Origin of the sequence: Acinetobacter sp. neg1, from assembly GCF_000788125.1 — a bacterium.
In the GTDB taxonomy this organism is placed as follows: Bacteria; Pseudomonadota; Gammaproteobacteria; order Pseudomonadales; family Moraxellaceae; genus Acinetobacter; species Acinetobacter vivianii.
On sequence record NZ_JSZD01000015.1, the window covers coordinates 163,064 to 177,523 of the forward strand.

Here is a 14,460-nt window from a genome sequence, read left to right on the forward strand (position 1 = left end):
GAAGTCATCGAGATGCTTTCAAAAGTCTCTCGATATCCTAAAGGGTTAAATTCTGTGTGCGTCTTTTCACTTGAACCGATAATGATGAATACGGGGCAGCAATCTCAGCGGGGCGATTCATATTTCATCGGTTTATCTCTTGTCTATACCTTAAAAGAATGATTAAACTCTGTCTAAGACTGAATTTATATTTTTATATATCTTAAAGGTATGGAAACCGCATGGAATTACGTCATTTACGGTATTTTGTTGCCGTTGTTGAAGAACAAAGCTTTACCAAGGCAGCAGAAAAATTATTTATTGCTCAACCGCCTTTGAGCCGACAGATCCAGAATCTGGAAGGTGAGTTGGGTATTCAATTGTTTGAGCGTGGAAGTAGACCATTACAGACCACACCTGCTGGGCATTTCTTTTATCAGCACGCCGTTAAACTTTTGTCTAATGCTGAAGAAATTAAGAGTATGGCGAAACGTATTGGACTGATCGATCGCAGTGTCACGATTGGTTTTGTGGGATCGTTACTGTATGGCTTATTACCTCGAATCATCTATTTGTTTCGGCAGCAGCAACCTCATTTAAATATTCAATTGGTGGAAATGAGCACCACGGAGCAGTTACAGGCTTTAAAAGAGGGCCGTATTGATGTGGGCTTTGGGCGTTTGCGGATTAGTGATCCAGCAGTCAGGCGGATTTTGTTGCGTAAAGAGCGCTTGGTTGTGGCAGCACATACCAGCCATCCGATTGCGCAGCGGACGGAAGGGGTTTATCTGGCTGATCTGATTGATGAAAAGATGTTTATGTATCCCACATCTCCAAAGCCTAATTTTTCGACTCAACTCCTGAATATCTTTGCTGAGCATAGTTTAGTGCCGAAAAATATGCATGAAGTGCGAGAAATCCAATTGGCCTTAGGCTTGGTCGCAGCGGGTGAAGGCTTGTGTGTGATTCCTGCTAGTGCTGATACCATTCGCTTTCCCCATTTGAATTATATTCCGATTCTGGACAATGGCGCGGTCAGCCCAATTTTTCTGACTGCACGGGCAATGGATCGTAGCGAAGACTTACAGCTGTTATTTGATTGTGTTTATCAGGTCTATGATCTGGAAGGCATTCCATATCAACGGACGGTGTTTACACTTGATCAAAACCCGATTGACGATTCAGTTGGGATTGATTTTTAAAGGATTAATGGTGAATAGTTTATAAAAATTAGTTTATTTTTCTGCCAATAAAATTTGCAATTTCTGGATAGAGATTGCAGATATTGACCTGTTTAACTGATTTTAATCTTTGCATGATAGGGATAACAACCAGCAAGGATGAAGAACATGGCAGGACAATATATTCAAGTAAAAACAGCGACTGGTAATCAATTTAAAGCTTATCTGGCAACTTCTGTAGATGGTAAAGGTCCAGGTATTGTGTTGTGCCAGGAAATCTTTGGTGTAAATCAGGCGATGCGGGAAAAGGCAGATTTACTTGCAGAAGAAGGTTATAGCGTTTTAGTACCCGACCTGTATTGGAGAATTGAGCCTGAAATTGAATTAGGTTATGGGAAAGAAGATTTTCAACGCGCATTTGAGTTATATCAACTGTTTGATGAAAACTTAGGTGTTCAGGATATTCAAGATAGCCTCAATTTCTTAAAAACTCTGGATGTTTGTGATACCAACGTAGAACAGGCCGTGATTGGTTTTTGTTTAGGTGGAAAACTTGCTTATTTAGCTGCCTGTCGTATTCCTGAGCTTGCCTGCTCGGTGGCGTATTATGGGGTGGGCATCGAAAAAGCATTGGATGAAAGCCAGAATATTCAAGGAAAGTTGGTATTACATATCGCTGAACTAGATCAGTTCTGCCCAGAAAATGTCCGTACCACCATCCAAAACACGTTGCAGAAAGTGGCTAAAGCAGAGGTTTATGTTTACCCTCAAGTTGACCATGCTTTTGCCCGTCCAGCAGGTGAGCATTTTAATAAAGTTGCTGCACAATTTGCGCATGAAAGAACGATAACTGCGTTACGTAAAACAATTGGGCCATCTTATGATCTGGCGGCACTCTGGGAAGAGCATATCCGTCATGAGTTTGATACCAGAGACGTTCCTGCAACGATGGCGACCATGGTTGCAGAGCCTTATGTTAACCATATCCCGACAATGACTGGTGGAGTGGGATACAAACAATTATCTCGTTTTTACCAATATCATTTTGTACATCAAAATCCCAAAGATATGAGTCTGACTCCAATTTCCCGTACAGTTGGAGCAACTCAGGTGGTCGATGAATTTATTATGAGTTTTACTCATGATGAAGAAATTGACTGGTTAATTCCAGGTATCGCTCCAACAGGAAAAAAGGTTCAAATTCCGATGCTTGGAATAATAAAATTCCGTGGACCAAAACTATGTCATGAACATATTTATTGGGATCAAGCCAGTGTTCTTGTGCAATTAGGGATTTTAAATCCACAAGGTTTACCCGTTGCTGGTGTTGAAACAGCACAAAAACTCATTGATGAATCCTTAGCCTCAAATACCTTGATGCCATCTTGGTCTTCAAGCGAAAGTAAATCTGTAGCTTAAGGAGAAGATGATGAATATTGATTTTGAAGGAAAAACGATCGTCGTTAGCGGTGGCGCTACGCTAATAGGGCAAGCCGTAGTAGACGCATTTATCCGTGCAGGCGCAAAGATTGCTATTCTTGATATTGACGCAACAGGACAACAAATAGCAGATCTTCATACTGGCAAGATTTTGTTTATCCAGACAGATTTAACAGATGATCAACAACTGAAAAAAGCCATTGAACAAGTCCAACAAAAATTTGGACAAATTCATGTTTTAGTTAATTTAGCTTGTACTTATTTAGATGATGGTTTTCAGTCTAGTCGACAAGACTGGCTACAAGCTTTAGATATCAATTTAGTTTCTGCTGTTGAGTTAACGCGAGCCGTGTATTCCGATCTTAAAGAAACACAGGGTTCTATCGTTAATTTCACTTCAATTTCTGCTCAGTGTGCACAAACAGGACGATGGCTATATCCCGTCTCAAAAGCAGCCATGCAAGCTTTAACTAAAAGTATGGCAATGGATTTTGCGAGTGATGGGGTACGTGTAAATTCTGTTTCCCCAGGTTGGACGTGGTCTCGTGTAATTGCAGAGGTCAGTGGTCAGGATCGTAAAAAAGCGGATCAAGTTGCGGCAGATTATCATCTTCTCGGACGTTTAGGTCATCCCGAGGAAGTTGCCAATGTGGTGTTATTCCTCAGTTCTACAGCAGCGAGTTTCGTAACAGGGGCAGATTATGCCGTGGATGGAGGCTACAGCGTGATGGGACCAGAACAAAATCGGCCTGCTATCCCGCGTTTAGCCAGCTGAATAGAGTTGAGTTAAAGCATCTCAAGTTTAAACAAAATAAAGATTTTTCATGGAATGAATAAGGAATAAACACATGCGCAAAATAGCAATTGTTGGTGCTGGTCAAGCAGGTTTACAACTCGGTCTGGGGCTTTTGGATAAAGGCTATGAAGTGAGTTTATATACCAATCGCACTGCCGAACAAGTAAAAAATGGCAAAGTCATGTCGAGTCAATGTATGTTTCATACAGCCCTACAAACTGAACGGGATTTGGGACTAAACCAATGGGAGGAGCAGTGTCCTTCAGTTGAAGGAATCAGTATTACGTTGGTTCAGCCTGATAAGAAAGAAAAGGTTTTTAGTTGGAGTGCCCGTTTACAACGTTACGCACAGTCTGTAGATCAACGTGTCAAAATGCCTGTATGGATGGAAGAGTTTGAACGTCGAGGTGGTCGTCTCGTCATTCAGGATATTGGGCTGACCGAGTTAGAGCAATTGGCAGATCAATATGAATTGGTGTTGCTGGCTGCTGGTAAAGGCGAGATTGTTAATCAGTTTAAACGCAATGATCAGCATAGCCCATTTCAACAACCTCAACGTGCATTGGCTTTGACCTATGTAAAGGGTATGAAGCCGATGTCTCCATACTCTCGCGTTGCATTTAACCTGATTCCCGGAGTAGGTGAGTATTTCTGCTTTCCAGCTCTGACAACGAGTGGGCCATGTGAAATCATGGTTTTTGAAGGGATTCCAAATGGCCCAATGGATTGCTGGCAGCATGTGAAAACACCAGACCAACATTTAGCAAAAAGTTTAGAAATTTTAGAAAAATATCTGCCATGGGAAGCTGAACGTTGTCGTCAAGTAGAGCTGACTGATGATGGTGGATGTATTGCAGGAAGCTTTACTCCGACCGTACGTCATCCAGTATTGACCTTAGCTTCAGGCAAAAAAGTTTTTGGAATGGCTGATGCATTGGTGGTGAATGATCCGATTACAGGACAAGGTTCAAATAACGCAGCCAAGTGTAGCAAAGTTTATTATGAGGCAATTTTATCTCATGGTGATCAGGTATTTGATGAGACATGGATGACTCAAACTTTTGAGCGCTATTGGGATTATGCACAAGATGTCGTGAATTGGACGAACAGTATGTTGCGCCCACCAGAACCACAAATGGTCGAGGCTTTAGTGGCTGCTTCCCAAAATCAAAGTATTGCTTCGCATATAGTGAATAATTTTGATGACCCTCGTGGTTTCTCTCCGTGGTGGTTTGACTCAACAGCAAGCGAACAGTTTTTAATGCAATTTAAACTTAATTGTGTAGCTTAAAAGGGGAGTTCAGCATGACGTACTCAGCCACTGATTTAGGTTTAAAAACAATAAATTGTAAAGAGCCTCGCAATATTCGTAATTTACTTGGACAGTTTGCTACAGGCGTCACTGTGATTACCACAAGAGGCCAAGATGGACGCAAGATTGGCATGACTGCAAACTCATTTTCTTCCTTGTCCTTAGATCCACCTTTGATCTTATGGAGCTTATCTAAAACTGCACCCAGCTTACCTGACTTTGTGGCAGCTTCACATTTTGCGATTCATGTATTAGGTCATCAACAGCATGATGTATCAGGACACTTTTCCAAAGGTGCCGAAGACAAATTTGCAAATATTGCCCACCAGATGTGTGATTTAGGGCTACCGATCCTTGAAGAAAGCTTGGCTACGCTGGTATGTCGGAATGTGAATCAATATGAAGGTGGTGACCATTTAATTTTTATCGGTGAAATCGAACATTACCGACAGACACAGGGTGATCCATTGGTTTTCCATGCGGGAAAATATCGCATTGCAGCCGAGCACCCTCAAACACTTTAGTGAAACAAGGGACTTTAAATGAATGAAATGTATTTGCTGATTTAGAGTTCCTTTTATTCATGCATTGATATGGTTGGAAAAATGTAATGCATCATATTTATACAAGGGAAATAGCGAATGGAAAAAGTATTGCAAAATAAAGTAGAAACAATTGATCTCTGGATTGGTGGTAAACGAATTACACCGATCAAAAATAATTACTTTAATGATTTAAATCCAGAAGATGATTCAATTTTTGCCAGAGTAGCCGAAGGTGAAAAGAATGATATTGAATATGCTGTACTCAATGCGCATGAGGCATTCAAAACATATCGTCATAGTCTGGCAAAAGAGCGAGAAGAATATTTACTGAAAACTGCTTTATTGGTAGAAAAATATCAAAAAGATTTTGTGAATATTTTAATCAAAGAGGTGGGTTCTCCGATAGGTAAAGCATTGTATGAAGTTGAATATGCAATAAATTGTCTACGCGCGGCTGCAGGTATCGCCAGACGTATTAATGGGCAAACCTTGCCTTCTGATAATGCTGGTCGCTTCGCATTAACGATGCGTCAGCCTCTTGGAGTTGTTGGGGCCATTACGCCTTTTAATGTACCGTTATTAAAAAGTACCAAACTTAGTTCATCTCCATTAGCAACAGGCAATACAGTCGTACTTTTACCTTCTGAAGAAGCGCCTATGATTACTAGCTTATTGGTTGATATGTATCACGAAGCAGGCCTTCCACCAGGTACTGTAAATATGGTAACAGGTAAAGGTGCAATAATAGGGGATAGCCTAACAACTCACCCGCTTGTTAAGGCGGTGATGTTCACGGGTTCATCTCGTGTAGGGAAACATATTGGCGAATTGTGCGGTTCACGCATGAAGCGTTGTTTGTTAGAGCTAGGAGGGAAAAGTCCTTTAGTTATTCTTGAGGATGCTGATATTGAAGGCGCGGTAGATGCTGCCGTTTCTGGTCAATTTTTCTTTCAGGGACAGGCATGTATGGCTTCAAGCCGAATATATGTTGATAAAAAAATAGAGGCAAAATTTCTAAGTCGCTTTATTGAAAAAACCGAAGCACTGACTTTGGGCGATTTAGATGACCCAAATACTTTTGTTGGCCCGATTATTTCACAACGCCAACGTGATCGCATACAGCATCATATTCAGGATGCTTTTGAGAAAGGTGCAAAAATTCACACAGGTGGAGAATGGATTGGAAATCGTTGTAAACCGACGATTTTATCTGGAGTGAATGACACCATGAAAGTATTTCAAGAGGAGACATTTGGTCCAGTGACTTCAGTCTATTCAATCGATGGCTTAGATGAGGCAATTGAATGGGCAAATAAGAGTAACTATGGGTTATCTTCTGCGATTTTTACCAAGAATTTAAATCATGCATTTCGTTTTATGCAAGAAATTGAAGCTGGCATGGTGCATGTCAATGCCCCAACCATACTGGATGAGCCTCATGTTCCATTTGGTGGTGTAAAAGACAGTGGGTTTGGTCGTGAAGGGACTGATATCGATGTTGAAACATTGACCGAGTTAAAATGGGCAACTATAAATTTAACCTGATTGGATAATGATAGTATTTATGTGAATAAACTAAACCTGATAATTGGAAGCTGAAGGTTTTATCATTATTTTTATTGAAAACCAAAAGAGGTTTTTTATAGCGACTCTCTTTTGGTTTTTACATTAAAGGAATATTTTGTCTTTTAAAAGCTAAGATGTTGTTTAGTTTCAGAAGGAGTATAACCATAACGTTTTTTATATTCTTGAGAAAAACGTCCTAAATGGGTAAATCCCCATTTTAAGGCAATATCTGTAATACTTTGATTACCTTTAATGAGTTCGGAATGAACTTTTTTAAAACGTAGGTCTTTTAAATATTGCATAGGTGTCATATTTAAATATTTTTGAAATCCTAAAAATAAACTTCGTACACTTACACCAGCGTGGTGTGCTAATATTTCAGTGCTGATATTTTCATTTAAATGGTCGTGGATATAATCTTTTGCTAATTTTATAAAATGTGGGGAAATATATTTATCCTGAGTATGGTATAGCTGAGAGTAATAGCTGTGTGATTGCCCATATAACAATGCATTATAGATATTTGATTCAAACTGTTGCATGGCTAATGGATGATTTAAAGGGTGAGTTTCTGAATTAATTGCTTGTAATAACTGATGAAATAGCTGTAAAAAATATTGTCCATTGATATTGGATAAATCTAATTGGGGAGCAAAAATAGGAGCATTTAAACTGTAATTTGCAAGATGATGTTGACAGTGGAGTAGAAGTTTATTTTTACAAATTTTTAAAACCATTTGGGGAGAATTTGCTTTCCACTTCATACGTAAAGGCAGGTCTGGTGATAATAAGGCTGCAATTTGCGGATAAGAAATAAACTTTTGTTGTTCATATTCAATTTCTGCATAACCATGACATGGGATCTGAATTAAGTAAAAGTCCGTAAGGCTGTCAGGTTCAATATAAACATCTAAACCATATTCAAGACGGCTAATGGATAAATTTCCATATTGGAGATGATGTAATGACGAAACTGTTGAAGAAGACGAACAGGGCTTTAAGCGATGAGGCTTAAAAATATGAGAAACATTACGGTGAGTTTCGGATAAATCTGTATTTTGACAAATGAGTGATTTTTGAGAAAAATGCATATTTGACAAAGGGTCTAAAGATTGGATTCCATAACAAAGATTTAGAGACATAGCTTGTTCCTTTAGCTAAGTATTTATTTTTTCAATCAGCTTATCTAAAAATTAAAACTCCATGATAATTCAAGATTTAGCTTTCAATAGGCTGATAGGATCGGTCAGGCATTTCGGTAGAATCTAGGTGAAATTAAAAGATTAAAAAAGGAGCTAAGATATAGCTCCAGTTACTTAGTTAACTTATAGATCGTAGCTGCTTTTCTTCCAAATACCTCGATCTAACATTTTCTGGATTTGTGGTTCAATCACCTGCGTTTTGTAGTCTGCGTGGTTACTTTGAGCCTGATGAAGATAAAGATTTTTTGGATAAATATTTTCTTTGTAAATTAATTGGGCACATTCAGTGCGTATGTCTTTCATCCAGTTGGAAACTTGAGAATGTGTCCGGTGATAACGTAAAGCCTCAATATCAACGACACCAGAAACATAGGTTGAGCCATTTGTATCGCTTTGTTTACCCACAATGCGACCTTTATAATCAACTATTTTAGATAAGCCTCCACCACAATCAATTGGCGCTAGGGTATTTTGATCTAAATACATCCCACCAATATTCGGTGCAACGACATACATATTATTTTCAAGTGCACGGGCACGATTCGAAATTTCAAAGATATCATTTTCTGTAAATGGTGTTGGCAAAGAAGCTCGATAGACAACCTCGGCACCATTCATTGCAAGGCCGCGTCCATTTTCAGGAAAGTTACCTTCCATGGCCATCATGATACCTAGACGGCCAATTTCAGTATCAACGACAGGCCAGAAAGACTGTAAGTTATAACCGTATTTTTCAACCCAGGCATCAAATAAATCATGTGGTGAAGCTGAACGCTCACAAGGTAAGAGGGCAGACATTTTATGATGTTTTAAAATAATCTCGCCTTGAGGATTAATAATAAATCCTACATTAAACATAATGCCAGGCCATTCAGGATCTTTGACTTTTGCTTGAGCCATAATAAACACATTGTGATGTTTAGCTAAATTACCTAAGCGGTCAGTTTCTGGGCCTGGAATTTCTATAGCCCCGTCTTCTAGAAAATCAGCAATTGGTATATCTAATGCTTCATCATTAAACCCTTGTAATGCACCTTCTGGGAGAACTAATAGTTTGACGGGTAAGTCTAGAGAACTTAGCCATAATGCACCTGCAGTCAATTCTTCTAAATGTGAAATATTTTTCATTATATCTGCACGGGTTTTAATTCCCCAGATCGTTGGCACTAAACCGACTACACCATAAGGTTTAATCATAATAAACATCCTGTTTAAAATAAGAGTAAATAATATTTTTGGTTGAAAATCCATCATCCAGATAGTTAAGATATCAGCATGCTGATAATATTTCAAATGCTGGGAACAAAAAAAATATATCTTTATGTAAGTGGGTAAAAATGGTTGAGAGATAGAATTTTATTTAAAAAACAGTCTAAATATTTTGTTGTTAATTAAAGAGAAATTATAATGAAGTGGTTTTTCATGTTGGTGTTAATTTTTTATAGGCATGTTTAGGCAATGGAGTAGAAACTAAAAAGTTAAAAAATATGGTTTTTTATGTCTAAAATGTTGAGGGTGAGTATGTCTATAGGGTTTTAAGCATAGTTTCTATAAAATTTGACTTAAAATAATGGATAAGTTTTTGATATATGGATGAATAATAAGTCTAAATCAAACTCTATAGCTGTAGTTAACCTTATTTTTGAATGAAAGCGAACCATTTACGCAATGTGTAAATTTCTTCTGAGGAAAAATGATGTTCCAGTTGTGCTTCCAGTTGTTCTATCGCATCGGATGATTGTTCTAAAATATGTAGACCATCTTTCGTAATTTCAATGCATTGCACTTTTTTGTTATGAGGATGAGCACTTTTTATAACAAACTCTAATTTTTCTAGTTTATTGATCATTAAGTTGACCGTTTGTGGCGTTAACGATGCATAACGTGCAATTTCTGCATTAGAGCAACCTGAGTAAACAGACACAATTTTTAGAATAGTAAATTGTGGGGGAGTCAATCCATAGTCTGATAATGCTTTTTCCATTTTTAAATGATAGGTATGGGCTGCTTGTCTGAGAAGAAAACCAAGATAGCCATGTTCAGGGCTAAACATATCTGTCGTGGTAGAGAATTTTTTTGCCATAATGTGAGTAAGCTCTTTCTTTTTAAATCAGTAATATAAGAATAAGAATGAATTGTCGTGCATTTTAGATTATTTTTTATTTAATACGATAGCGTTGTTGTAATAGATCATCTATTTAGAATAGCAACTAAGTGAATATGTTAAATGTGATTTTTAATAAATTACTATAATAAACAAATTCTTATATTGAGAGATTGTGGATGGTCTTCTGACCAAGATATGCCTTGAAGATTTGGCTCATTACAAAAGCTTTAAGAATATTGGAAGAAATTGCCCAAAATTTTTGAGCAATTTAAATAAGGCTCTAAACGAGATTTAATTGCCAGACAAAGTATAAAGAATGCTGCTATTTAACTTGTAAGCTTTTTAAATCCTTCAATACCTGATCTGCATGAGTTTGGGTATTAACGCTAGTATAGTGATACATTACTGCGCCTTGAGGACTAATTAGAAAACTCTCACGTTTGGCAATTTTGGTGATCCCCAAGTTACGAACAATGCCAAATTTAGTTGCAAGTTCACCTTTATCATCGGCAAGGATTGGGAAGGGTAAACCGAGTTTTTCTGAGAATTTTTGATGAGATGCAACATCATCCAGACTCACACCGAGTACCACGGCATTTGATTTGGTAAACTGTGGGTACAGCGATTTAAATTGGTTGGCTTCTTGAGTGCATCCTGCAGTGTTATCTTTAGGATAGAAATAAAGTACGACCCATTTACCTTTATATTGATTCAAGGTATGCCATTTGCCATTTTGGTCCTGTAATTTGAAGTCTGGTGCAGATTGCCCAACCCATTCTTTTTGTGCAGTATATTGCTTTGAGAACAGCGTATTTTGTGCTGTACTGAGGGTCGGTGAAGCGAGTAGAAAAAGTGAACTGCATACTACTAGAACTTTGGACTTTATCGTATTCATCATTCTATTCTCAAAGTGTAATAGGCTTACTGTAGCAAATTTAAAACCTAAATGTGTTAGGAAATTCTTTATAGAACTTTTTTGATTGGTTCGACAATGCATAGTGAGTTGGGAACATGCATCAATAAAGTTAGAATTTAGGCCAATTGTTTTACTTTATTGCAATTCACTTCACTAAAAATCACTGATCTTGGTCAGATCAATGAAACCCAGCTTATTGGTATGCTGGGTTTTTCTACCTTATACATTGATATTTAAAGCTGTTTCAGTTTTAGGCTTTTGTCCTTTGGCTTTTAAACTCAGTGCAATAAAGGCAATAAAAGTGGGTAATGAGAGAAGATAGAAAATACCACCAAGACTGATTTCATAGGTAAATATATAAGAACCGAAAAAGGCGCCTAGAATTGCTCCGAGGCGACCAATACCATGCATCCATGATACGCCTACTGCACGACAAACGGATGGATAGAAAAGTGCAGCGAGCGGTAATATTGAAGACTGAGCCCCTGTCAGTAATATACCGACTAAGAAAATACTGATACCTAGTAATAAAATACTGGAGCTAACGAAACCCGCAACAATAAACAAAATAAAAGCCATGAGATATGCATATTTTATCACTATAGTTGGGTTGAGCTTATCCATATACCAGCCCAAGATAACAGCACCAACCACACCACCTAAGGGAAAGAGAGATGCAATTAAACTAAACTGTTGTGTACTGAATCCAGCTGTTTTTAAGATCGTTGGCATCCAGCTGGTTAATAAATAAAACACTAACAGTCCCATGAAGCAGCACAGCCACAACATAACGGATCCCCATAGATATTGACCTAAAACAATTTTTATAGGACTTCCAGAATTATTTTTATCAACTTGAGCTAGTTCAATGTTTACTTTCTCGGAAAAAGGTTGTCCTTGAATCTTTGCCAAGATATGTCGGGCTTTATGTTGTTGTCCTTTTTTCAGCAGATAGGGTACGGATTCAGGGAGTTTGAATAGTAGGGCGATCACTAGAAATAATGGTGTAATCCCTCCTAAAATTAAAACTTTAGCCCAACCCAAACCTTCTAATAAATAAGCCGATAATACGCCCCCACAAGAGATACCTAACATAAAACCACAACCTACTAGCCCTGTTAGAAAAGCTTTACGTTTTGCAGGCATGTATTCTGAAACAATGGTACTGATATTGGGGGTAGCAGAACCTAAACCGATACCTGTAATAAAACGATAAATCATCAATTCCTGTGTAGAGGACGCAAACCCACAAAGAATCGTAAATATAGAAAATAGCAGTGTAGTAAACACAATGACGCCTTTGCGTCCAAACTTATCCGCCATTGGCCCTGAAATAATTGCGCCAATTGCCATCCCTACCAGTGCTGCACTTAATACAGGTGCTAACTCAGGTTTGGTAATGCTCCAGTCATCAAGTAAAGCAGGTGCAATAAAACCGATGATGCCTGTATCAAGACCATCGAAAAAAAATACTAGGAAACCCAGTACAAACACTAGCCATTGGAGTGGTGATAAATGATCACGATTAATGATCGTATTAACTTCAATTGTTTTCATATTTATTCCCTTAAATTAAAAAAACTGTTAACACTGTTGTGCAGGTGAAAATTAATTGCCTGAAATACATCATTTCCTTGTTGAGTATTTTGGTTACCTGATTGCGTTGAGTTTTTTATTTTTTAGAAGAACTGATCAAGCGACTTAAATAGTTCGTTATCGCTGTTTTAGCTTTGGCTAATAAATAAAAACTTTCTAAGATTGAAGCGTGGTTCAGCTTTTAGATCTATCCACTTTTTTTGAGTTCTATCCATTTTGTGTAGTATTTTATTTGGAAAATAAAGCGGTTTGTGCTGTGCAGAGGCTAAATGTTTTGATTGAAAAGTGAGCTGCAAGGTGTTGAAGCTTTAGACTTTACTGTATTTATCATATTGATCTCAAAGTGTAATCATACGTAGGTTAGTAAATTTAAAAATCGACTGGTTATTTAAAAAGAAAAGGAAAATCAATGGATGTTGGTGCGGTTCTTATTAAATTAAAAACAAATACACAGGCAGAGGTTGAGGCTTGGCAGCAAGAAATTGAAAAACGTAAAGTAGAAGTAATTCAAACGCTTCAAGCTGAAGGTGTGAAAGTGGAATCGTGGTTTCAACTTGAGTTGAATGGAGAAAATTATTTACTTGCCTATACGCGAGCTAAAGATATTGCTCAGGCGCAACAGGTCGCGAAAAACAGTTCATTTGAAATTGATAAATATCATCAGCAATTTAAACAGCATTGGGAACAAATCATTCCAACAAGATTATTGATCGATTTGGAAAATAATGATGAGAAAGAAACAGGTTATACTTCGGAGCAAGTTTGAATAATTGGGCAACAGTGTGGAACAAAAGATTTTACTGATTACAGGATGGGGCGGTGGTGCCGAATTATTAAAACCGTTACATGAAGCTTTAGAGAAACAAGGACATGTGGTTGAGCGGATTAATATCTTTAATGCGCTGGATGATGACATGTTGCAACAGCATGTCGAACTTGCCGTGAAGTTTGATGTGATTGTCGGATGGTCGCTTGGTGGACAATTGGCAACAATCTTGGTCAATCAAATACAACAACAATATGCTCAACAGAAAGTGTTAATCACTTTAGCGTCGAATTCTTGTTTTGTTGTTCAATCAGATTGGTCAGCAGCCATGCCTGTAGAAACCTTTATGCAGTTTAAGCAGTCATTTGAACAGGATGCGATTAGCACTTTAAAACGATTTGGCTTATTGGTGTGTCAAGGTGCAAGTTCCGCAAAAAAAGACTTTTTAGCCATGCAGAAATTGATTCGTCCACAACCGATTGCCCTATTAAAGCAGGGATTACAGTTGCTGGAGCAATTAAATCTGGTTGAAATGTATAAAAATAATCAGGGTAGGCAGTTGCATGTGTTTGCTGAGCATGATGCTTTAGTTCCTTACCAAGTTATGCAAAATATTCAGGATTTATCTGCAAACAATTTATCTATCGTTTCTATTGAAGGGGCTTCACACGGTTTTCCATGCTTTATGGTTGAGCAGACTGTGCAAATAATTGAGGATTTTCTGAATGAGAAGGTTTAATCTTGTTTGAATTGAGAGTTCTCGCAATTTATTTTAGATTTTGACAAGTTTAAGATAAAACCTATTTTATAGATCTAACGGAATCGTGCCGAGTACTCATCCATTTTCAGGATATGCCTTCGGCGACCTACTTTTCTTTCGGGAAAAGTAGGCAAAACCTGAGGTACTGCAAAGATTAAGAATCTTTGCAGTACCTCAAGGCGAAAGCTTTGCTTAAGTGTGAACTATGCACATCGTTTGTCTTGCGCTATGCCAAAGCTTTAATCGCTTTGGCTTGCTCAGGTTGCAGATGACATTTCCGAGTATCGAAAAGTG

The 14,460-nt window shown here is 38.0% G+C and carries 13 protein-coding genes; 8 read left to right on the top strand and 5 right to left on the bottom strand.

Going from position 1 to position 14,460, the window contains the following annotated elements; genetic code table 11:
• The first annotated feature begins 221 nt into the window (after positions 1–221).
• The 6 genes from PJ15_RS11725 (at position 222) to PJ15_RS11750 (ending at position 6,798) form a co-directional block, all read left to right on the top strand.
• On the top strand, positions 222–1,181 hold the full coding sequence (locus PJ15_RS11725; protein WP_004770853.1) for a LysR family transcriptional regulator: 960 nt from the start codon (positions 222–224) through the stop codon (positions 1,179–1,181).
• Positions 1,182–1,328: 147 nt separating this feature from the next.
• Positions 1,329–2,579: a dienelactone hydrolase family protein gene (locus PJ15_RS11730; protein WP_047431010.1), complete on the top strand. Its 1,251-nt coding sequence runs from the start codon at positions 1,329–1,331 to the stop codon at positions 2,577–2,579.
• Between the two features lie 10 nt (positions 2,580–2,589).
• A complete protein-coding gene (locus tag PJ15_RS11735; RefSeq protein WP_047431013.1) occupies positions 2,590–3,375 on the top strand; it encodes an SDR family oxidoreductase in 786 nt (261 codons plus the stop codon).
• Positions 3,376–3,448: 73 nt separating this feature from the next.
• Positions 3,449–4,687, top strand: coding sequence for a styrene monooxygenase/indole monooxygenase family protein (locus PJ15_RS11740; protein ID WP_047431015.1), 1,239 nt, complete (start codon positions 3,449–3,451; stop codon positions 4,685–4,687).
• Between the two features lie 14 nt (positions 4,688–4,701).
• On the top strand, positions 4,702–5,232 hold the full coding sequence (locus tag PJ15_RS11745; RefSeq protein WP_005256266.1) for a flavin reductase family protein: 531 nt from the start codon (positions 4,702–4,704) through the stop codon (positions 5,230–5,232).
• Positions 5,233–5,349: 117 nt separating this feature from the next.
• Entirely contained in the window at positions 5,350–6,798 is a 1,449-nt protein-coding gene (locus tag PJ15_RS11750; protein WP_047431018.1) for an aldehyde dehydrogenase family protein, read from the top strand.
• A 143-nt stretch (positions 6,799–6,941) separates the two neighbouring features.
• On the opposite strand, the gene PJ15_RS11755 is transcribed toward PJ15_RS11750, so the two are convergent.
• The 5 genes from PJ15_RS11755 to PJ15_RS11775 form a co-directional block, all read right to left on the bottom strand.
• Positions 6,942–7,961, bottom strand: coding sequence for an AraC family transcriptional regulator (locus tag PJ15_RS11755; protein ID WP_047431020.1), 1,020 nt, complete (start codon positions 7,959–7,961; stop codon positions 6,942–6,944).
• Positions 7,962–8,144: 183 nt separating this feature from the next.
• A complete protein-coding gene (locus PJ15_RS11760; RefSeq protein ID WP_047431022.1) occupies positions 8,145–9,218 on the bottom strand; it encodes a nitrilase-related carbon-nitrogen hydrolase in 1,074 nt (357 codons plus the stop codon).
• A gap of 439 nt (positions 9,219–9,657) precedes the next feature.
• Positions 9,658–10,104, bottom strand: coding sequence for a MarR family winged helix-turn-helix transcriptional regulator (locus tag PJ15_RS11765; RefSeq protein ID WP_005256271.1), 447 nt, complete (start codon positions 10,102–10,104; stop codon positions 9,658–9,660).
• 346 nt (positions 10,105–10,450) lie between these two features.
• Positions 10,451–11,026 (bottom strand): peroxiredoxin, encoded by a 576-nt coding sequence (locus PJ15_RS11770; protein WP_047431025.1) that lies wholly within the window; start codon positions 11,024–11,026, stop codon positions 10,451–10,453.
• 237 nt (positions 11,027–11,263) lie between these two features.
• A complete protein-coding gene (locus tag PJ15_RS11775; protein ID WP_047431028.1) occupies positions 11,264–12,601 on the bottom strand; it encodes an MFS transporter in 1,338 nt (445 codons plus the stop codon).
• A 448-nt stretch (positions 12,602–13,049) separates the two neighbouring features.
• On the opposite strand from PJ15_RS11775, the gene PJ15_RS11780 reads away from it, so the two are divergent.
• Together PJ15_RS11780 and PJ15_RS11785 are read left to right on the top strand one after the other, a co-directional pair.
• On the top strand, positions 13,050–13,406 hold the full coding sequence (locus tag PJ15_RS11780) for a DUF6176 family protein (protein ID WP_047431031.1): 357 nt from the start codon (positions 13,050–13,052) through the stop codon (positions 13,404–13,406).
• 16 nt (positions 13,407–13,422) lie between these two features.
• Positions 13,423–14,145 (top strand): hydrolase, encoded by a 723-nt coding sequence (locus PJ15_RS11785; protein WP_047431034.1) that lies wholly within the window; start codon positions 13,423–13,425, stop codon positions 14,143–14,145.
• The last annotated feature ends 315 nt before the right edge of the window (positions 14,146–14,460 follow it).